This is a genomic window from Salinisphaera sp. PC39, assembly GCF_040361335.1.
GTDB lineage: Bacteria > Pseudomonadota > Gammaproteobacteria > Nevskiales > Salinisphaeraceae > APNM01.
The window spans coordinates 150,134-170,256 of sequence record NZ_APNM01000003.1; the positions used below are offsets into that span (position 1 = coordinate 150,134).

15 protein-coding genes are annotated in these 20,123 nt (G+C 67.0%); 12 read left to right on the forward strand and 3 right to left on the reverse strand.

Features of this window, described 5'->3' with window-relative positions; all coding sequences use genetic code 11:
* Nucleotides 1-103 precede the first annotated feature (103 nt).
* From PC39_RS04565 to PC39_RS04580, 4 genes are all read left to right on the forward strand, one after another.
* On the forward strand, nt 104-460 hold the full coding sequence (locus PC39_RS04565; protein WP_353252181.1) for a hypothetical protein: 357 nt from the start codon (nt 104-106) through the stop codon (nt 458-460).
* 155 nt (nt 461-615) lie between these two features.
* Nucleotides 616-3,894 carry a type ISP restriction/modification enzyme gene (locus PC39_RS04570; RefSeq protein ID WP_353252182.1) on the forward strand — a complete coding sequence of 1,093 codons (3,279 nt, stop codon included), beginning with the start codon at nt 616-618 and terminating at the stop codon, nt 3,892-3,894.
* 614 nt (nt 3,895-4,508) lie between these two features.
* Nucleotides 4,509-6,080, forward strand: a complete 1,572-nt coding sequence (locus PC39_RS04575; RefSeq protein ID WP_353252183.1) for a long-chain-fatty-acid--CoA ligase — start codon at nt 4,509-4,511, stop codon at nt 6,078-6,080.
* A gap of 86 nt (nt 6,081-6,166) precedes the next feature.
* Nucleotides 6,167-7,000, forward strand: a complete 834-nt coding sequence (locus PC39_RS04580; protein ID WP_353252184.1) for a mechanosensitive ion channel family protein — start codon at nt 6,167-6,169, stop codon at nt 6,998-7,000.
* A 1-nt stretch (nt 7,001) separates the two neighbouring features.
* On the opposite strand, the gene PC39_RS04585 is transcribed toward PC39_RS04580, so the two are convergent.
* From PC39_RS04585 to PC39_RS04595, 3 genes are all read right to left on the reverse strand, one after another.
* The gene (locus PC39_RS04585; protein ID WP_353252185.1) at nt 7,002-7,943 is read right to left on the reverse strand and encodes a helix-turn-helix transcriptional regulator; all 942 of its coding nucleotides are present in this window, start codon (nt 7,941-7,943) and stop codon (nt 7,002-7,004) included.
* Between the two features lie 126 nt (nt 7,944-8,069).
* Nucleotides 8,070-9,353 (reverse strand): adenylate/guanylate cyclase domain-containing protein, encoded by a 1,284-nt coding sequence (locus tag PC39_RS04590; RefSeq protein ID WP_353252186.1) that lies wholly within the window; start codon nt 9,351-9,353, stop codon nt 8,070-8,072.
* Nucleotides 9,335-9,691 carry a DUF3307 domain-containing protein gene (locus PC39_RS04595; protein WP_353252187.1) on the reverse strand — a complete coding sequence of 119 codons (357 nt, stop codon included), beginning with the start codon at nt 9,689-9,691 and terminating at the stop codon, nt 9,335-9,337. The genes PC39_RS04590 and PC39_RS04595 overlap by 19 nt, the downstream gene beginning before the upstream one ends.
* Nucleotides 9,692-9,838: 147 nt before the next feature.
* On the opposite strand from PC39_RS04595, the gene PC39_RS04600 reads away from it, so the two are divergent.
* The 8 genes from PC39_RS04600 (at nt 9,839) to PC39_RS04635 (ending at nt 19,936) form a co-directional block, all read left to right on the forward strand.
* Nucleotides 9,839-10,660 carry an outer membrane lipoprotein-sorting protein gene (locus tag PC39_RS04600; protein ID WP_353252188.1) on the forward strand — a complete coding sequence of 274 codons (822 nt, stop codon included), beginning with the start codon at nt 9,839-9,841 and terminating at the stop codon, nt 10,658-10,660.
* A gap of 34 nt (nt 10,661-10,694) precedes the next feature.
* Nucleotides 10,695-13,403, forward strand: coding sequence for an MMPL family transporter (locus PC39_RS04605; protein ID WP_353252189.1), 2,709 nt, complete (start codon nt 10,695-10,697; stop codon nt 13,401-13,403).
* An 89-nt stretch (nt 13,404-13,492) separates the two neighbouring features.
* The gene (locus PC39_RS04610) at nt 13,493-14,299 is read left to right on the forward strand and encodes a DUF3450 domain-containing protein (RefSeq protein ID WP_353252190.1); all 807 of its coding nucleotides are present in this window, start codon (nt 13,493-13,495) and stop codon (nt 14,297-14,299) included.
* Nucleotides 14,296-15,651 carry a MotA/TolQ/ExbB proton channel family protein gene (locus PC39_RS04615; RefSeq protein WP_353252191.1) on the forward strand — a complete coding sequence of 452 codons (1,356 nt, stop codon included), beginning with the start codon at nt 14,296-14,298 and terminating at the stop codon, nt 15,649-15,651. Before PC39_RS04610 ends, PC39_RS04615 begins: the two co-directional genes overlap by 4 nt.
* Nucleotides 15,644-16,165, forward strand: a complete 522-nt coding sequence (locus PC39_RS04620) for a MotA/TolQ/ExbB proton channel family protein (RefSeq protein ID WP_353252192.1) — start codon at nt 15,644-15,646, stop codon at nt 16,163-16,165. The genes PC39_RS04615 and PC39_RS04620 overlap by 8 nt, the downstream gene beginning before the upstream one ends.
* Nucleotides 16,165-16,575: an ExbD/TolR family protein gene (locus tag PC39_RS04625; protein WP_353252193.1), complete on the forward strand. Its 411-nt coding sequence runs from the start codon at nt 16,165-16,167 to the stop codon at nt 16,573-16,575. The genes PC39_RS04620 and PC39_RS04625 overlap by 1 nt, the downstream gene beginning before the upstream one ends.
* Before the next feature lie 19 nt (nt 16,576-16,594).
* On the forward strand, nt 16,595-17,305 hold the full coding sequence (locus PC39_RS04630) for an energy transducer TonB (protein ID WP_353252194.1): 711 nt from the start codon (nt 16,595-16,597) through the stop codon (nt 17,303-17,305).
* Between the two features lie 27 nt (nt 17,306-17,332).
* A complete protein-coding gene (locus tag PC39_RS04635) occupies nt 17,333-19,936 on the forward strand; it encodes a DUF1329 domain-containing protein (RefSeq protein ID WP_353252195.1) in 2,604 nt (867 codons plus the stop codon).
* Nucleotides 19,937-20,123 lie beyond the last annotated feature (187 nt).

Genomic DNA, 20,123 nt, shown 5'->3' on the forward strand with positions numbered 1-20,123 from the left:
ACCAAAATAGGCGCACGAGCGGGGCTTAGTCATGGCTAAGCGCAAGACCGAACGAGCGGAAGATTAACTGAACCGGGTGTCCCGGCTTTTTTCGGGGTGGGTTATGACTATGAAACCGTCAACAAACGGTGATAACGGCCGCGACGCGAGCGGCCGTTTCACCAAAGGCAATCCCGGCGGGCCGGGTAATCCTTACGCCAGCCGTGTTGCTAACCTGCGTTCGGCGTTGCTGGGTGCGGTCACGGAGGACGATTTACAGGCCATCGCTCAGGGCTTGGTTGGCGCCCCCAAGGATGGGGACGTGCAGGCGACCAAACTGCTATTTAGCTATGTGGTCGGCCGACCAACTGCATCCCCTAATCCTGACCGCACCGATATTGAGGTCGCCGAGTTGGGCAAGCAGTGCCGCAGCGTGAGAGAGGACGAACGGATCGGCGAGATTCTCAAGGGGTTGTATTAAAGGGCAGAATGATGGTTATGGGATGCGCGTGCGTGGTTGCTCGCTAGCCTGGGCAATTTCGGGGATAACAGGCGGGGCGCTGGGAGTCGAAGCACGTCAACTACAGTTAGCTTTTATTGGATGAATAAAAATATTTACAAAAGAAAGGAAATTCTATGATGAATGAAGCGCGAACCTTTTTTGGTTATCTGCAGGAGTTCTGCGAGACCGTCGCGCAAAAATTGAATGCACCGTCCAGGGCCCAGCCTGAAGCGCAGCTTCACGGCCCCCTGCTTGAACTACTTAGGGCGGTGGACCCGGACCTTACGATTCAGGCGGAATCGCAAGCAGATAATCGCGTTGGCATTCCTGACTTCGCCGTACTGCGTGACCGCCTGCTTGTCGGCTACATCGAAACCAAGGCGCCAGGCACCGGCGCGGACGCCAGCCGTTTTAAAGGACGCAACCGCCGGCAGTGGAAGCGGTTTCAGGACTTACCCAATATTTTTTATACCGACGGCAATGAATGGGCCTTGTTCCAGAATGGCGAACGGGCCGGCAGCGTGGTGCGCCTAACGGGCGATCTAGCCGAAGATGGTGAAAAAGCCGCTAATGCTGAAGATGCCGAGGAGCTGTCTCAACTGCTCGCCAAATTCCTGTCATGGGAAGTCATACCGCCAAAGAGTGCAAAACAACTAGCCGAACTGCTTGCCCCCATCTGTCGGATACTGCGTGACGAAGTTGCCGATGCGCTTAAGGACTCGAAGTCCCCTTTGGTTCGTTTGGCTGCTGAATGGCGTGAACACCTTTTCCCCGGCGAAAGTGATGAACGCTTCGCTGACGCCTATGCCCAAACCGTGACATATGCACTGCTCCTCGCTCGCGCTGAAAACGCCAATGTATTGGACCTTCACGAAGCATCTGTGGCGCTGCAGGACCACGAGCACACCATGTTATCTCGTGCGCTTCAGGTGATGACTGATCAGCAGGCAGAGCAGGAAATCCGCCCCGCGCTACGGCTGGTGCAGCGCATGGTTGCTAGTGTCGATCCTGATACGCTCGCCAGTGATGACAAGGCTGACCCTTGGCTTTACTTCTACGAAGACTTTTTGGCTGCCTACGACCCGCAACTACGCAAGGACGCTGGCGCTTACTACACGCCTGTTGAAGTGGTTCGCGCTCAAGTTCGTCTTGTTGACCATTTGCTGGTTGATCGTCTGGGTATGGAAATGGGTTTTGCAGAGGGCGGGAGTGTCACCACGCTGGACCCGGCCGTGGGCACAGGAACGTATCTGCTGGGCATCATCGATCACGCCATGGGGCGTGTTGCGGTTGAGGAAGGCGAAGGCTCAGTCCGCGCCCGCTCGTCTTTGCTGTGGCAAAACATACACGGCTTCGAGCTCTTGGTTAGTCCCTATGCCGTTGCGGAGCTGCGCCTGAGCCAGTCCTTGCGAAAATACAAGGGGTCGATGCCCGGTGGCGGGCCGCCTGTCTATTTGACCAATACGCTTGAATCCCCGTACACCGCGCCGCCAGCTCCTCCGCTGTTCTATGAACCGATCGCTAAGGAGCACCACCGCGCTCTGCAAGTCAAAGACCGCACTCCCATTCGTGTGTGTATCGGCAATCCGCCTTATGATCGTCACAATGCCGCGACCATCGAGAATCACGCCATGACCGGCGCTTGGATACGATGGGGTCAATTGGACGAGGATGGTCGTGCGCCACTTCAAGATTATATCGAACCCGCAAAGAATGCCGGATACGGAGGACACCTTAAAAATCTTTACAATTTGTATGTCTATTTCTGGCGCTGGGCGTTTTGGAAAACCTTTGAACATCCGCTAAGTTTGGGCGCGGGTATTGTCAGTTTCATTTCCGCGTCATCCTATCTCGATGGCGATGCGTTCGTGGGCATGCGTGAGCACATGCGTCGAACTTGCGATGAAATCTGGATCATTGACCTTGGTGGTGAGGGGCGCGGCACACGCAAAACCGATAATGTCTTCGCCATTCAAACGCCGGTCGCTATTGGAATCGCCTTTCGTGCCACTAGGCACATGCACGAGGATGTGCCAGCGAAAGTGCATTACACGCGCATCGAAGGCACGCGTGACGAGAAGCTGGCGAATCTCGACAAAATCCACCGTTTCGATGATCTAGCGTGGGAAGACTGCCCTAGAAGCTGGCACGCGCCCTTTCGGCCCGCGGGCAAAGGAGCTTTCTTTGACTGGCCGCTTTTGACCGACCTGATGCCGTGGCAGCAATCTGGTGCGCAGGTGAAGCGCATTTGGCCGATTGCCCCTGACAAGGAAACACTGGAACGACGATGGCAGGCATTGCTGAAAGCGGATAATCGGGCCGAGGCATTCAAGGAAACACGCGATCGCAGGGTGACCCGAAAGTACCCAAGTCTGTTTTCTCAGAGCGGCCATCTCCAGCCGATCGCTGAACTTGGAGTCAGTGAGAAACCACCCGACATCCGGCGATATGCCTACCGCTCGCTCGATCGACAATACATCATCGCGGACAACCGTGTGGGTGACTACATGCGACCCGTGCTATGGCAAAGCAACAGCGAGCGGCAGGTGTATTACACCACTTTATTGAATCATCCGCTTGGGCATGGGCCAGCCGTAACCGTGGCTGCTGACGTGCCGGATTTGCACCATTTTCGTGGTTCTTACGGTGCGAAAGAGGTGATTCCGCTTTGGCGCGATAAAGCAGCCGAACATCCCAACATTATGCCCGGCTTGCTAGATTTGCTCGCCCAACTCTATGGCCAGAAGGTGTCACCGGAAGACTGGGGAGCTTACTTCTACGGCATCCTGGCGCAGCCGGCCTACACTGAACAGTTTCACGACGAACTGAGCAAACGCGAAGTGCGCGTGCCCATCACAAAGAGTGGCGATTTATTCGAGCAGGTGGCCCACATTGGCCGCAACCTAGTCTGGCTACACACATACGGCGAGCGCATGGTGCCCAATGGCAAGCGGCGGGGGCAGTTGCCCAGGGGTATGGCCCGTTGCACGGTGGCTGTGCCTGATGGAAAGGACAACTACCCGGAAACCTTCGACTACGATCCCGACCGGCGGACACTTCTCGTCGGCGGTGGCAGGTTCGCGCCGGTGTCGCCCGAGGTATGGGAGTTCGAGGTGTCGGGCTTGAAAGTGGTGCAATCCTGGTTGGGGTATCGCATGAAACGGCGCGCGGGCAAACGATCCTCCCCACTGGATGACATCGGCCCCGAGCGCTGGACAGCCGAATTTACGACCGAGCTGCTGCACCTTCTGTGGATTTTGGAAGCGACCCTGGCAGCTTATCCCGAACAGGCGGAACTGCTGAACTGCGTGCTCACGGGCGAACTAGTCAATGTCGATGAGTTACCCGAAGTCCCGACTCGTGTGAGGAAGGCTCCGAAAATTAAGGTCGGTCTAGACTTGTTTGGAGCGTGATATCTCAGCCACACCCGGGGACATGGGCCCACGGGTTCTACACCTTTGGAGTGGACATCTTCGAGAAGGTGCGGACTTTATACGCGCCCTTGTTTTGACCTTTACACGGCGTCGCCTAGAGTCTGCGCGACAGGGGTAAAAATGGAGGTAATTGTCCCTAGAATATTCTATATAAACCAAGATATGAGCTTTATATGGAATAATATGGTGGCACCCGTAGCCACCATACTTTCCCTCTGTCGATTCAGTCGGTTGCGATGGCTTCGGTGAACGGACATCGTATTGTTATTGCCGATGTCGGAGGTTGCGTCCGCCTCCGGCGGACGTCCTCCCGACTCCGCGGTTTCGTCTCCTGACTCCACCCATCCATTCGCCGTCACTCTCTCCAGCGCCGCACCGGTATGACGCGCCGTTCTACGCCTTTAGTCGTAGACGCCGCGCGCGACCTGGGCGGTCGTGCGAAGCTACGGTACTTTAGGATTGGATTCAGTTCCCGCCGCCACGGTTGACCGGCGGGCGGACGGGTTCAAGAATCGACTCGAAGACCCCCGGCCGGGTTGCCGGCGACGGGGCGGACAAGAATACCGGCACCGGTGCGAGAAGGAGAGTTCAGGATGCGTATCCCATTGACGCCGATGGATTTCGCGCGCCGCGCGCGGCGACTGTACGGCGACCGCGAGGCGGTCGTGGACGGCGATCTGCGGCTGACCTACAGCGAGTTCTTCGACCGATGCGACCGCTGGTCGGCAAAGCTCCAGGCACTCGGCGTCCGGGCCGGTGACCGGGTCGCCTATATCGCGCCCAACACGCATGCGCACCTGGAGGGCTATTACGCGGTGCCGCAGATCGGGGCGGTGATGGTGCCGATCAACTATCGGCTCTCGCCGGAGGAATTCGAGTACATCATCGGCCACTGCGGCGCCAAGGTGGTCTGCGCGCACGCCGATCATATCGCGGCGGTGGACGGTATCCGCGACCGTCTGCCGGAGGTCGAGCATTTCGTCGCCCTGGAGGGATCGGGCGACGGTTGGCTGGACTACGAGTCGCTGGTGGCCGAGGCCGAGCCGGTTTTCGAGGCGCCGGAGATCGACGAGGACGATCTGATCACGATCAACTACACCAGCGGCACCACCTCGCGTCCGAAGGGCGTGATGATGACCCATCGCAGCGGCTGGATGAACAGCGTCGGCACGCTCGCGCACGAGCACCTGACGCCGGCGGACCGCTACCTGTGGACGCTGCCCATGTTCCACGTCAACGGCTGGACGTTCGTGTGGACGATCACGGCCTGTGGCGGTACCCACGTCTGCCTGCGCAAGGTGGATCCGGCCGAGATCTTCCGGCTGATGGAGGTCGAGGACATCAGTCTGTTCTGCGCCGCGCCCACGGTGCTGATCTCGATCGCCAACGCGCCGCCGGAGCTGCGCGCGAAGGCGCCGCGCGGCATCCGGTTGTTCACGGCGGGCGCGCCGCCGGCGGCGGCCACCATCGAGCGGATCGAGGACGAGCTGGGCTGGGAGCTGACCCAGGCCTACGGACTGACCGAGACCGCACCCTTCATCACCATCTGCGAGCCGCGTCCGGAGCACGCCGAGTTGTCCGCCTCCGAGCGGGCCGCGATTAAGGCCCGGCAGGGCGTGGAGCTGATCACCTCGGGCGATCTGCGGGTGGTCGACGATCATGGCGACGAGGTGCCGTGGGACGGCGAGACCCAGGGCCAGATCACGGTGCGCGGCAACGTGGTGATGAAGGGCTACTACAACGATCCCGAGGCCACGGACAAGGCCATTCGCGACGGCTACTTCCACACCGGCGACGCCGCCGTGGTGCATCCGGACGGTTACGTGGAGATCCGCGACCGCATCAAGGATGTGATCATCAGCGGCGGCGAGAACATCTCCTCGGTCGAGGTGGAGGCCGCGCTGCTGCGGCATCCGGCGGTCCAGGAGGCCGCGGTCGTGGGCATGCCGCACCCGAAATGGGGCGAGTCGCCGCACGCCTTCGTGATCGTGCGCGAGGGCGAGGAAGCCACCGAGGAGGACCTGCGGTCGTTCCTGCGCGAGCACCTGGCCCACTTCAAGACCCCGCAGTGGTTCACTTTCGTCGACGAGCTGCCCAAGACCGCCACCGGCAAGATCCAGAAGTACGTGCTGCGCCAGGGCGAGTCCGCCGTCAGCCGGCAGTAGGGCGGGTCGTCCCGCGCGTGCCGCCCGAGTGACGCGGCGGGTGCGTTCGGTCTAGAGTCGGGGGACACCCCGCCTGAGGAGCCGACTTGGACCGGATTTTCCCGTTCGCGGACAGTTCCACGGCCGGCAACCTGATCGCCAGCCTGCTGGTGATGGTGGCCGTGGCGGTCGCCTACCGCCTGATCGCCGCCCGCATCCGCCGTACCGACTGGCACAGCGCGGAGGTCGGTCGGCGCTGGGTGGTGATGGCGCGCAACGTCGCGATCCTGGTCGCGGTCTTCGCGCTGTTCGTGATCTGGGCGGCGCAATTGCGGACGCTGGCCCTGTCGATGGTCGGCTTCGCGGTGGCCATCGGCCTGATCACCAAGGAACTGGCGATGTGCCTCACCGGCGGGGTGCTGCGCACGGGGTCGGGCATGTTCGATATCGGTCACCGTATCGAGGTCCGGGGCCTGCGCGGCGACGTGGTCGACATGAAGATGCTGACCACGACGATCCTCGAGATCGGCCCCGGCCACGCGTCCCAGATGTACACCGGGCGCGCGCTGGTGCTGCCGAACGCCCTGTTCCTGTCCGAGCCGTTGCTCAACGAGAGTTATACCCGCGACTATGCCCTGCACACGGCCACTGTGCCGTTGCCGGCGGATGCCGACTGGCGCCGCGCGGAGCGGCACCTGCTGGCCGCCGCCGCCGAGGTCTGCGGCGAATACCTGGAGGTGGCGGGCGGCCACATCCGGCGCATCGCCCGCCGCGAGGGTATCGATCCGCCGTCGGTGGAGCCCACGGTCACGGTGTCGCTGCCCGAGTCGGGGCGGATCGATCTGGTGCTGCGTTTTCCGGCGCCGTCCCGCCGCAAGGGCGAGACCGAGCAGGCCGTGTTGCGACGTTATCTCGACCTGGAGACGGCGGCCGGCGCTTGAATCACTCGCCGTGGACCAGCTTGGCCAGGGAGGCGCGGCTGGTCACGCCCAGCTTGCGGTAGATGCGGTAGAGGCGGTTGGAGACGGTCGAGGGCGCCAGGTCCATCTCTCGGGCGATCTCCTTGAAGGTCATGCCCTTGCAGACGCCCGCCACGATCTCGCGGTCGCGCTCCGGCAGGGTGTCGGTCGGGCGCTCCTCCCATATCCGAACGCAGTAGAGATCGGCGAAGGGCTGGGATTCGATGCAGAGCCCGCCCGCGGAGGTTCGCTCACCCGGCTCCGGGATGGGGAAGGGCAGCGCCTGGCTGTGCCAGCCGGGGTAGTGTTGCTCGACCATGTCCAGGAATTCCGGCATCGCCTGGTAGAACAGGCCGTGGCTGTCGCAGATGGCCGCGCTGATCTCCGGGTTGGCGCCGGACTCGGCCGCGATGTGCAGGAAGAAGGCGTGCTGCGCGGCGTTGACCATGTGGTAGGCCGCCCGTTCGAATAGCGCGCGGTCCTCCTCGGTGAAGCGCTGCTCGCGGTCGAAGCGGTAGAGGCTGACCAGGGTATAGATGTTGCTGCGGGGATCGACGTCGATATAGCTCAGGATGCGCTCCACGCCATGGCGCCCGAAGCACAGACGGTAGACCTCGCTGCCGTAGAAGGTCTCGTCGTCGATCACGGAGGCCATGTCGATGGCGCTGCCGATGTGCTGCATCAGCCGCGGCAGGATGGGATTGATGTCCTTGGTTCGCTCCAGGGCGTGGGGGTAGTCCTCGTGCACGCCCAGGGTGGCGACGCTGTGGAACACCTGGGACGTGAAATTGCCCGTGCCCCAGAGGGCGCCGTCGAAGGGCAGCAGCACGCCCAGCGAGCGCAGGGCGGACTCCCGGAAGCCCTCGGTGCCCCGGAACTGCACCGAGCGGTACACGTTCGCGATGAAATTATCGACGCGTTCCATCCATGTCTCCCGCATTGATCCGGCACGTTGACCGGTCGCGTCCGCCGGGGACGCCATGACGCATATTCTTGTGATATCGGCAGGCAGTATGGCGCGCGCAGGGTGAGCCGCCAAACGCGGTGCCGTTCAGCGTTCCCGGGTGCCGAGCAGGTACCAGGTCGGCATCCGTCCCTTGCCGCGCACCCGCAGGGTGCCCCGCCGGCGCAGCCGGAAGTCGTCCTTCAGGCGTTCGTAGGTGGCCTCGGTCACCTGGATGCGGTTGGGCTGTCCCTGCGACTGCATGCGCGATGCGGTATTCACCGTATCGCCCCACACATCGTAGGAGAACTTGTGGGAGCCGATCACACCGGCCACCGCCTCGCCGGTATGGATGCCGACGCGCAGGGCCAGGCGGTGATCCAGCTCCTCGTTGAGTTCCGCGATCGTCTCCAGCATCCGCAGCGCGACGGTAGCCACCGCCTGGGGATGATCCGCACGGGGCAGGGGGATGCCGCCGGCCAGCATGTATTCGTCGCCCACGGTCTTGATCTTCTCCAGGCCGTAGGCCTCCACCAGCCGATCGAACCGGGAGAAGACCCGGTTGAGCAGCGCCACGAGCTCGTGCGGCGGCAGCTTATCCGCGAGCCGGGTGAACCCGACGATGTCGGCGAACAGGAGGGTGACCTCGGGGAAGCCGTCGGCGATCACCTGCGGTCCCCGCTTGAGGCGGTGCGCCACCGACGCCGGCAGGATGTTGCGCAGCATGTCCTCCGAGCGGCGGTATTCCTCCTGCAGCAGCCGCTCGGTACGGTCGATCTCCGTGTAGAACAGGGTCAGTTGCAGGCCGATGAAGGCGAACGCCCCCAGGGCGTTGAAGAAGTAGTAGAGCTTCAGGAAGTCGGGCGACAGCGACGCCATGGTATTGGGTGTGTCGAAGTCGAGCTGGATCCAGAAATAGAGGGCGAGCCACAGCGCGGCCGATGCCACGGAGATCCAGCGGTTGTCCCGGGCGTAGAGCAGGAACAGCGCGACCCAGAGCACGAAGAAGTAGAGCTGGACCCCGGCCTCGTTGCTCACCAGCCAGGCGGCGAACGTGAGCTGGACGCTGGCCAGCAGCACCAGGGCGATGCGGGCGACGTGGTAGCGCCGGTCGCGGTTCAGCCGCAGGACCGCGAGGTAGGCCGCGATCTCGGGCGGTGCCGCCAGGGCCAGGGGCCAAAGGTTGCGCCAGTCCAGGATCAGCGAGCCGACGCCGTAAAGCAGCGTGAGACCGGCCGCGAGCATCGCCATCTGGTTGACCAGCGCGATGCGCCGGCGCTGGGGGTAGCCCTGGTCCGGTTCGAGACCCAGGCGCGAGCCCGTCCGCCAGAGGCGGACGAAATCCCCGATCCCCCGCAGCGTGCCGCGAGGGCCTACAACGCCAGCCAGCATGCCGCCCAGACCAGCTTGCACCCCAGGTGGAGGAACTGGTCGACATGGAAGCCGTACCAGCGCCGGCACTTGCCGAAGTCGATGATCCAGTGGGCCACGGTCTCGGCCACGCCCAGCAGCACCGAGCCGGTGGCCAGGGCCACCGCGCCGCCGTGGATCAGGCAGTGGGCGGTCAGCACGTGCGCCCAGACCAGCTCGTCGCGGCCGGCCAGGGCACGCAGCGGCCGGGCGCCGGGGCTCTTGCCGTGCACCATCCATTCTGTCTGCAGCGCGAAATCGCCCAGGGCATGGCCCACGAGCATCCAGAACAATACGGCGAACAGGCCGGCTTCCAGCATGGCGGGTCCTCCGGGACGGCCCCAGCAAAGGGCTTCGAGAATCGCATTTGGCCGGCACGGCGGCAAGGCGGCGTCGAACCGGCTGCTATATCCTGTGATGTGTTTTTCGGCTACGCTTGCCGCGGAACCGACATGAACTCTTTCCCCATGCGACTGCGACGATTCTGCCTCACTGCCGCCGTACTGCTGGCCGGCGCCGCCGCGGCCGGCGACGGCGGACGGAGCGCCGAGGAAGTGCGGGCCTGCTCGCGCGCGAACCTGCCCGACCGCACCCTTCGCCAGGAGGTGGCGCTCGAGGTCCACGACCGGGCGGGTGGCACCCAGTCGCGCGGCGGGCGTTTCTACCTGAAGCGCTATCCCGATCACGACGAGACCCGCAGCACGCTGCGCCTCACCTCGCCGATCGACGTCAAGGGCATGGCCTATCTCATGATCGACCGGGCGGAGGGCGACCAGCTCTTCCTGTACCTGCCGTCGATGCAACGGGTGCGCCGTATCACCGGCGATTCCGCCGGCGACAGTCTCATGGGTACGGACTTCTCCTACGCCGACATCCGGCAACTGCATTCGATGTCGGCGGGGGGCGAGGCGACCCGGCTGGCGCCGGGCGAGATCGACGGGCGCGCTGTGGACCGGGTCGCCCTCACCGCGGCGGCGGAGGCCGAGACCCCCTATCGGCGGATCGAATTCGCGGTCGACCGGACCACTTGCGTGCCCCTGCGCACGGTGTTCTTCGTCGAGGGCGACACGCCTCGAAAGCGCCTCGAGGCCGATCCCGACAGCCTGCGCCGCATCGACGGGCGCTGGCTGGCGACCCGCCTGGTCATGCGCGACCTGCGTGACGGCACCCACACGGTGCTGACGGTCGAGGACACGCGTTACGACGAGGGCGTCTCGGACATCATCTTCAATCCCCGGAGCTTCCACATGGGCGCCGCGGGGCCGTCCCCGGGCGGCGGCAGCGGGTGAGGCCCGGGGCGCACGCAGCAGGGAGCGCGGTGGCGTGACCGGGGACCGTCTCGCCGGCCGGGTCGCGCGCCATCCGCTTCTGATCGCGGCGCTGGTGGCCGTGGTCACCGCGCTCGCCGCCGTGCAGCTCACGGGCTGGCCGGTCGGTACCTCGCGGCTCGTCATCGATCCCTCCCTGGAGGCGCTGCTGCCGCTGGACAACGAAGAGCGGCGCTATCTGGACCGTGTGGAATCGGTGTTCGGACATACCGAGGCCGTGGTCGCCGCGGTCTATGTCGAGGATGCCTTCACGCCCGCGAACCTGGCCGCGGTGGCCCGGATGACCGAGCGGCTGCGGGCGCGGTCCTGGGTGTCCCGGGTCTGGTCGCTGGCCGCCGCGCCCGATCTGCGCGCGGACGGGGACGCGCTCGACCTCGGCGGCATCGCCGCCGCCGGGGTCACGCCGGCGGAAGCCGCGGCCCTCCGGACCGCGGTCCGTTCGAATCCCCTCTATGCCGACACCCTGATCTCGGGCGACGGGGCGACCGCGCTGGTGGTCTACCTGCGGCCGGCCTACGAGGATGCGCCGGGCACCGGCGACGCGGTGCGCGAGATCCGGCGGATACTCGAGGACGACGCGGGCGGGGCCGAGGTCCGGCTCTCGGGGCCGCCGGTGGTCAAGGCCGCCACCGGCGAGGCGCTGATGCGGGAGCTCGGACGCATCCTGCCCAGCCTGTTCGTGCTCGTGGCCGTGATCCTGGCCGCCGCCTTCCGCAGCGTGCGCGGTGTGCTGCTGCCGGCCGCCGTGATCGGCACGATCCTGATCTGGACCCTGGCGGTGCTGGCCGTCGGCGGGCGCCCGCTCAACCTGATCACCGCCATCGTGCCGCCGGTGACCGTGGTCATCGGGCTGGCCTACGCCCTGCATTTCCTGTCCGCGTATTACCGGGTCGCCCCCGAGGGCGGCGCCGACGGGGTGCGCAGGACCCTGCTCGACATCGCGCTGCCGCTGATCATGACCGGCGCCACCACCGCCGCCGGTTTCCTGGCCCTGACCCTGTCGCCGCTGCAGCCGATCCGGGAGTTCGGCTGGCTCTCGGCCGTGGGCGTGCTGATCGCGGTGTTTCTCTCGCTCACGCTGCTGCCGTCGTTGCTGATCCTGTTCGGCTGCCGGCGCCTGTCGGGACCGCCCGCGCTCAAGTGGTTCGCCGATTTCGCCGAGTGGCTGGGGCGTTTCAACCTGCGCCACCGGCGGACGATCCTGGCCGCGGGCGGCCTGCTGCTCGCGGTCTCCGCGATCGGCAGTCTCCAGATCCGGGCCGGAACCGACTACATCCAGGGCTTCGCGCCCGATCACCCGGTACGCGCCGACTTCCAGCGCATCGGCGCCGACTTCGGCGGCGCCACGCCCCTGTCCGTGGTCCTCGAGAGTCCGGTCGCGGACACCTTCGCGCGTCCGGATGTCCTGCGCGCGGTGGCCGGTTTCCAGGACTGGCTGGAGGCCCAGCCGGAAGTCGGGGCGGTCACGTCGTTGGTCGATTACCTCACGGTGCTGAACCGCGCCATGGGCGGGGCGGAGGACGCCGCGCTCCCGGACGACCGGCGCACGGTCAAGCAGCTCCTGCTGCTGGGCGGGGGCGATACGCTGGACGGCCTGGCCGACGGCGGCCTGACCATGACCCACCTGCGGGTGCGCGCCCGGGTCTCCGACAGCGAGGCCATCGAATCCCTGGTCGCGCGGATCCGGGACCGGATGGCGGCCCTGCCGCCGCCGGTGACCGGGCGGGTCACGGGCACGCCCGTGCTCATGACCAATGCCGTCGACGCGATCGTCAGCGGCCAGGCAGTGACCGTCGGGGCCGCCCTGCTGGTGGTGTTCCTGCTGCTGTCGGCCCTGTTCACCTCGCTGCGGGTGGGGCTGATCACGCTGGTCCCCAACCTGCTGCCGGTGATGGCCTACTTCGGGGCACTGGGTTTGGCCGGCATCAGCCTCAACCCCACCACCAGCCTGATCGCCTGCATCGTGCTCGGCATCGCGGTGGACGACACCCTGTACTACTTCGCGCGCTTCAACCGCGACGCGCGCGATCTGGCGGACGAGGCGCGCGCCACCCGCAGCGCCCTGAGCACCGTGATACGGCCCATGACGTATTCCTCGCTGGCCCTGGTCGCCGGGTTCCTGGTACTGACCGCCAGCGACCTGCAGAACCAGGTCCAGTTCGGCGCCCTGGCGGCCTTCACGGTCGCGGTGGCCTGGCTCACGGACGTCACGTTCACGCCGGCGCTGGCCTCGCGGGTGCGTATCGTCACCCTGTGGGATCTGTTGCGTCTGGACCTGGGGCACAGCCCGCAGCAGTCGATCCCCCTGTTCGAGGGCTTGTCCCTGCGCCAGGCCCGGATCTTCGCGCTGCTGTCGCGCATGCAGACCTTTCGCGCCGGCGAGCGGGTGCTTTCCGAGGGTGACGAGGCCGGCGACATCTTCGTGGTCATCGACGGCGAACTCCGCGCCTGGGTGGCCCGCGAGGGGGAAACGGTGGAGCTGTCGCGCATGCGCCGGGGGGCGGTCATGGGCGAGGTCGGGCATTTCGCCAAGCGCCGCACCGCGAATGTCGACGCGGTCTCGGACGTGCGTCTCCTGCGCTTCGACAGCGCCGATCTGGACCGGCTGCGGCGCCGCAGCCCGCGGATCGCGGCGCTGGTGTTCCGGAACCTGAACGCGATCCAGGCCCGCCGGCTCGCCGAGACCACGCAGTTGCTGCGCTGAGCGAAAAGGAAACCCAACTGTTAAGATCGAAACGGCTCGGCAACACCGGCGATGACGCGTTGTCGAACCGGGTGCGAACGAGGAGAACCATGCTGCGAACAATGCGCGCGGGGGCGGCGTCCTTGTGCTGTCTTCTGATCCTGGGAGCCGCCGGTCCGGCATCCGCCGCGGATGCCACCGGCCAGGCCCTGGGGACGGCGGAACAGACCAACCGGCAGGACGCCGCGTCACAGAATCGAATCGACGAGCTCTCGGAGGAAACCCGGGAGATGCTGGAGGCGTACCGCACCGCGATCACGCGCAAGCAGCAGCTCGAGGTCTACAACCGCGAGCTGGCGCGGATTGTCGAGGAGCAGGTCCGCCGCAAGGAGCGGCTGAGTTCGCGCGTGGACGAGGTCGCCCGGCTCGGCGAGGAGATCGAACCGCTGATGCTGCGCATGATCGACGGTCTGCAGCGGTTCGTCGAGTCCGATCTGCCGTTCCGCCTGGAGGCGCGCAAGCAGCGTATCCAGGATCTGCGCGGCGCGGTCTCCGATCCCGGCACCAACGCCGCCGAGCAGTTCCGGCGGGTGCTGGAGGCCTACCAGAAGGAGGCCGAATACGGCCGCACCATGGGCACCTACCGGGGCGAGCTCACCTTCGACGGCGAACCGCGGCTGGTCGAGTTCCTGCGCGTCGGCCGGGTGATGCTGTTCTATATCTCCCCGGACGACGCCAACGTCGGTTACTGGGACTCGCAAGCCGAGGCCTGGAAACCGCTGCCCGCGCGCTATCGGCGGCCGGTACGCGAGGGCATCCGCGTGGCCCGCGACCAGGCCGCGCCGCAACTGGTCGAGATCGCGGTGCCGGCGCCGAGCCCGGCCGAGGACGGCGACGGCGGGGAGGATGGCTCATGAAACGTGTCGTGACCGTCCTTCTGGCGGCTCTGGCCGTGGCCGTGCCGGCGCAGGCGGCGCCGGACCCCGAGAGCCTGTTGCGCGAGCTGCGCCAGGCGCAGCAGCAGAGCCAGGAAATCAACAGCGAGCGCGAGCGCCGTTTCCTGGAGAACAAGCAGGAGCAGGCCCGGATGCTGCGCGAGGCCCGGGCCGAGCTGGCCCCCGTGGAGCGGCGTACCGGGGAACTGCGCGCGCGCTACGACAGCCTCCGGGAGGATCTGAAGGCGCTGGAGGAAAAGCTCAGCGAGGAGGCCGGCGACCTCAACCAGATGGTCGCGGTCGTGCGCCAGGCCGCCGGCGATCTCCAGGCGGTGGCCGGCGATTCCCTGGTTACCGCCCAGTACCCGGAACGCGAATCCGAACTGGCGTCGCTGGCGGCCAGCGACAGCGTTCCCACGACGGGCGAGCTGGAGGAGCTCTGGTACCTGCTGCAGCAGGAGATGACCGCCACCGGCAACGTGGTCCGCTTCCATGCGCCGGTGGTCTCGCCGGACGGCAGCCGGCGCGAGCGGGAAGTCGTGCGCGTGGGGCCGTTCGTGGCGGTGGCCGGCGATACCTTCCTGCAGTACCTGCCGGGCACGGGCCTCAAGGCCCTGGCGCGCCAGCCGGGCGGCGGCGCGCGCGAGATGGCCGCCGAGCTGAGTGCGGCCGGGCCCGGCACGGGCGTGCATCCCATGGTGATCGATCCCACCCGCGGCTCGGTGCTGGAACTGCTGGTGCAGCGTCCCGGCGTGATCGAGCGCATCCGCCAGGGCGGCGGCGTCGGCGCGGTGATCATCGTGATCGGGCTCGCCGGATTGGTGATCGCGCTGTGGCAGGGACTGAGACTGGTTTCCGTCGGCCGGCGCGTGCGCCGCCAGCTCAAGCAGGTGGACCGGCCCAGCCCCGACAACCCCCTGGGTCGCGTGCTCGCCGCCGGCCGCGAGGCGGGCGTCGACGACCCCGAGAGCCTGGAGCTCAAGGTCGACGAGGCCGTGATGCGCGAGGTGCCGGGCCTGCAAAGGGCCCAGCCGCTGATCAAGCTGCTGGCCGCCGTGGCGCCCCTGCTGGGGCTGCTCGGCACTGTGGTGGGCATGATCGCGACCTTCCAGGCGATCACCCTGTTCGGCACCGGCGATCCCAAGATGATGGCCGGCGGCATTTCCCAGGCCCTGATGACGACCGTGATGGGCCTGATCGTGGCGATCCCGCTGCTGTTCGCGCACAGCGTGCTCGCCGCCCGCAGCCGCGCGGTGATCCAGGTGCTGGAGGAGCAGAGCTCCGGCCTACTGGCGCGTGCCGCCGAACGGTCGGGAGGCGGCGGTCATGCCTGAATGGCTGGCGGCCTTCATCGATGCCGGCGGGGACACCCTGTGGGCGATCCTCGCCGTGACCGTGATCCTGTGGACCCTGATCCTCGAACGGCTCTGGTTCTACGCGCGGGTCTTCCCCCGGCATCGCGACACCTGGGTCGCGGAGTGGCGAGAGCGGCGCGACCGGTCGAGCTGGCGGGCGCGCGCGATCCGGCGCCAGAACATCTCCCAGGCCGACCTGGAGCTGCGCGCCGGGGTGCGTGCCATCCGTACCCTGATCGCGGTCTGTCCGCTCCTGGGTCTGCTGGGCACGGTCACCGGCATGATCCAGGTGTTCGACGTGATGGCGCTGGAGGGCACCGGCGACGCCCGCGCCATGGCCAGCGGCGTGTCGCGGGCCACCATCCCGACCATGGCCGGGATGGTGGTGGCCCTGTCCGGCCTGTATTTCGGCACCCGTCTGCCGCAGCGTGCCCGGCTCGAGGTGCGGCGGCTGGCGGACCGGCTCGACATCCGTGAGGCGGAGGCGGCCTGATGGCTCGGAGACGACACCTCAACCTGGCGGAGGAGGAAGACACCGAGATCAACATGACCCCGATGCTCGACATCGTGTTCATCATGCTGATCTTCTTCATCGTCACCACCTCCTTCGTGAAGGAGTCCGGGATCACGGTCGACCAGCCCACCGCGGAGACCGCGCAGCGCCAGGAGTCCAGCAACATCCTCATCGGCATCAATCCGGCCGGCGAGGTCTGGATCGACAAGCGCTCGGTCGACGTGCGCGCGGTGCGCGCCTCGGTGGAGCGGCTGCGCGCCGAGAACCCGGATTCGGCCGTCATCATCCAGGCCGACCAGAAGGCGCCCAGCGGTCTCCTGGTGCGGGTGATGGACCAGGTCCGCGCCGCCGGCGTCGAGGACATGGCCATCGCCGCGAGTCCGGAATAGCGGGGTCGCACGGGCCGTCATGCGCCGCCTCCCCGGGGCATTCGTCGTCGCCGTGGCCATCGGCCTGGCGCTGTTCTGGCTGATGCAATGGCTGGTGGCGCCGCCGGAGGACGAAGGCACCGACATCGCGGGCAAGCCCTCGGTGCGGGTCGCCAGCCTGGACGAGCCGCCGGAGCCCGAGCCGGAGGCCGCCGCGGCCGGAGGCGGCGGATCGCCCGCGCCGCCGGGGCCGCCGCCGGTGCCCGGCCTGGACCGGCCCAGCGGCATCCCCATCCCGGCGCCCAAGGCCGACCGCGACGTGCTCATGCCCGAGCTCGACTTCGAGACCGACCTGTCCAGCATGTCGGGCATGGGCGAGGCCCTGGGCGGTTTCGGTGGCGGCGGTTCGGGGGGCGGCGCCGGCGGCGGCGAGGGCACCGGTTTCGGTCCCGGGTCGGGCGAGGGGGCCGGCGGACGCGACCTGGTGCCGCTGTCCACGGCCCGGCCGCAGATCCCGCGCAGCGCCTGCCGGCGCGGGATCGAGGGCTGGGCCCTGGCCGAGTTCAACGTCACGCCGCGCGGCAAGGTGACCAACGTGCGCGTCCTGGACGCGCAGCCGCGCGGCATCTTCGAGCAGGCCATGGTCGAGAGCCTGCAGAACTGGCTGTACCAGGCCACCGACGGCGAGACCTATGAGGTCACCTTCCGTTTCGAGTTCAAGCTCGAGGACTGCAAGCTGAACTGGGACTGACACGGGATGAGCGCGCGCGAAACACCTATGCACCGCCGGCCGAATCCCGCGCCGGGCGCGCTGGCGTTGGCGCTCGCGCTCCTGCTGGCGGTGCCGGATGCCGTGCAGGCGCAACAGTACCGCACCCAGATCCGGAAGGTGCCCGACGAGGCGGCGGAGCAGGTCGACGACCGCGATCTGGAGGCCCGGCTCGACGAACTGGAGGATCCCTACGCCAAGGCCATGACGCTGCGTCATCTGGCCGGGCGTTACGCGCGCGACGGCAATCGCGGCAAGGCCCGCGATTACCTGGAACAGGCGCTGGCGCTGGATGCGCTCTCGGCGCCGGCCACGGTCGAGATGCGGTCGCACCTGGCCCAACTCCATGCCGCCGCCGGCGACCACCGCAAGGTCATCGAGACCCTCGAACCGATACTCGACGACGAGGCCGCGGTCGAAGAGCTGAGCGCCCGCACCTGGCTGGCGCTGGGCAACGCCCACGCCAACCTGGGGCAATGGGACCAGGCCGTCGGGCCGCTGCAGCGCGCCTCCGAGGCGGGTACCCGCGACGAGGCCCTGTATCGATTGCAGCTCGCGGTGGCGATGGAGGCGGGACGTCTGGACTCGGCCGCGGATGCCCTGCGCCGGCTTCTGGAGTTGGCGCCGGACAACAAGACCTACTGGATGCAGCTAGCGGCGGTGCACAGTCAGCGCGGCGCCCACCCCGAGGCGGTGGCGGCCCTGGAGGTGGCGCGCCACAAGGGCATGTTGACCACGCCGGAGGATCGTCTGCAATGGGTGCGCGCCCAGCTCGCGAGCGGCAATCCGTTCGACGCCGCGCGGCGCCTGGGGGACTGGATGCAGGCCGGCGACGTGCCGGTCAACGGCGATACCTGGCGGCTCCTGGCCACCGCCTGGACCGAGGCCGAGGAGATCGCCAAGGCCGTCGATCCCCTGCGCCGGGCGGCGGATGCGACCGGCGACCCGCAGCTCTACGCCCAGCTCGGCCAGCTCCACATGGACCTGGCCCAATGGCAGCGGGCCGCCGCCGCATTCGATCGCGCCCTGGCCGGCGGGCTCGGCGAGCGCGCCGGGCCGGTGCTGCTGTCCCAGGGTCTGGCCTATTACCAGCAGCAGCGCACGCAGCAGGCGCGTGCCGCCTTCGAGCGCGCGCGCCGGCACGGCCGGGTGGCGCATCTGGCCGAGCAGTGGGTGCGGTTCCTGGAGGCGCGGCCCGAGGGGCTGGCGCCGCTGGAGATCGCCGGGCTGGCCGGGTCGGGTGGCGGCGAGTATGCCGACGACGCCGCTCCCGGCGCGGACGGGGAGACCGCCGACTCGGCCGTCAGAGGCGGCGCCGCGTCCGCCCCGATGCCGGCGAGCGTGCCCGACACCGGCGATCGCTGGACCCCCGTGGGCGCGGTCCGGGCGGGCAACGACGACGGCACCATCCCGCCCTGGCGCGGCGGCCTGACGCCGGCCGACGCCCCCGAGGGCTACGAGTCCGGCGAACGCCTGCGCGACCCGTTCCCCGACGACGAGCCCCGGTTCGTGATCACGGCGGACAACTACAAGCGCTACGCGGATCTGCTCTCCGCCGGTCACCGGGCGATGTTCGAGCGTTACGAGGATTACCGCATGCCGGTGTATCCCACCCGCCGCTCGGCCGCGTTCCCGGAGGCGATCTACCGCGCCACGCTGGCGAACCAGAAGCGGGCGCGGCTGGAAACCCCCGACGCCCTCGTGGGCGCCAGGCTGGGCTTCCCCTTCCGGCGGCCGGAGAACGGGGTGGAGGCGATGTGGAACCATCGCCTGCGCTATCGCAGCAACGACATCTGGGTGCGCTCGCACGAGGCCGTGGTCGACGCCGAGGGGGACTACACGCTGCTGGAGCGGGTGGAAGAGGTGCTGTTCGGTTACGGCAACCTGGCGCGGCCCGAAGGCATGAACGACAACATCATCGCCTACTACCTCGCCTACCTGCAGCGCGACGGCCGTTCCCAGGGCACGGTGCTGGCCCACGAGACCCTGGACCGGCGCCGCAGCGAGCGCCGCATCTGGGTGTCGGTGCCGGGCACCAGCCGGCTGTTCCGGGTGCCGCCGGTGGGCTACGACAACCCCCGGCCCTCGACGGACGGCCTGATGTTCGTCGACCAGATCGACATGTACAACGGCGCCTACGACCGCTACGTGTGGAAGCTCCAGGGCCGGCGCGAGCTGATCGTGCCCTACAACGCCTATCCGCTGCACTCGGGCGAGGTCGAATACGACGAGCTGCTGGACGAGGGGTTCCCCGATCCCGAGTACACCCGCTACGAGCGCCACCGGGTCTGGGTGGTGGAGGCCAGCGAGCGGGGCGGCGCCAGCCACCGCTTCGGCACCCGCGTGTTCTATATCGACGAGGACTCCTGGTCGATCCTGCTGGTGGAGAACTACGATCACGCCGGCCGTCTGTGGCGTTTCCAGGAGGGCCACGCGGCGCAGTATTACGACCTCCAGCTCACCTACACGGCGCCGGCCTTCATCTACGACCTCAAGGACGGGCGCTACCTGGCCACGCGCCTGGTCAACGAGGGACCGCCCATCCGCTACAACACCGGGCGCTACGAGCCGGTGGACTTCCGGCCGGCGGCGGTGCGGCGCCGGATTCGTTAATGTTCAGAAAAATTCAATGACTAACCACAGAGGCACAGAGGCACAGAGGCACAGAGTTAAGGAAGGTCAAAACCGCGAAGGGTGCGAAAAAGCAGCTAATAAAGACTTCGCTCTTCATGTCCTTGTGGTTAACCGCTTTCTCTCTGTGCCTCTGTGTCTCTGTGGTTCATTATTGTGTGGTTGTTAT

Excerpts from the sequence above, each read along its gene's own strand:
- PC39_RS04635 (WP_353252195.1), top strand. The coding sequence starts at position 17,333 with ATGCACCGCCGGCCGAATCCCGCGCCGGGCGCGCTGGCGTTGGCGCTC.
- PC39_RS04600 (WP_353252188.1), top strand. The coding sequence starts at position 9,839 with ATGCGACTGCGACGATTCTGCCTCACTGCCGCCGTACTGCTGGCCGGC.
- PC39_RS04590 (WP_353252186.1), bottom strand. The coding sequence starts at position 9,353 with ATGCTGGCTGGCGTTGTAGGCCCTCGCGGCACGCTGCGGGGGATCGGG.
- PC39_RS04595 (WP_353252187.1), bottom strand. The coding sequence starts at position 9,691 with ATGCTGGAAGCCGGCCTGTTCGCCGTATTGTTCTGGATGCTCGTGGGC.
- PC39_RS04570 (WP_353252182.1), top strand. The coding sequence starts at position 616 with ATGATGAATGAAGCGCGAACCTTTTTTGGTTATCTGCAGGAGTTCTGC.
- PC39_RS04630 (WP_353252194.1), top strand. The coding sequence starts at position 16,595 with ATGCGCCGCCTCCCCGGGGCATTCGTCGTCGCCGTGGCCATCGGCCTG.
- PC39_RS04615 (WP_353252191.1), top strand. The coding sequence starts at position 14,296 with ATGAAACGTGTCGTGACCGTCCTTCTGGCGGCTCTGGCCGTGGCCGTG.
- PC39_RS04625 (WP_353252193.1), top strand. The coding sequence starts at position 16,165 with ATGGCTCGGAGACGACACCTCAACCTGGCGGAGGAGGAAGACACCGAG.
- PC39_RS04620 (WP_353252192.1), top strand. The coding sequence starts at position 15,644 with ATGCCTGAATGGCTGGCGGCCTTCATCGATGCCGGCGGGGACACCCTG.
- PC39_RS04610 (WP_353252190.1), top strand. The coding sequence starts at position 13,493 with ATGCTGCGAACAATGCGCGCGGGGGCGGCGTCCTTGTGCTGTCTTCTG.
- PC39_RS04585 (WP_353252185.1), bottom strand. The coding sequence starts at position 7,943 with ATGGAACGCGTCGATAATTTCATCGCGAACGTGTACCGCTCGGTGCAG.
- PC39_RS04575 (WP_353252183.1), top strand. The coding sequence starts at position 4,509 with ATGCGTATCCCATTGACGCCGATGGATTTCGCGCGCCGCGCGCGGCGA.
- PC39_RS04565 (WP_353252181.1), top strand. The coding sequence starts at position 104 with ATGACTATGAAACCGTCAACAAACGGTGATAACGGCCGCGACGCGAGC.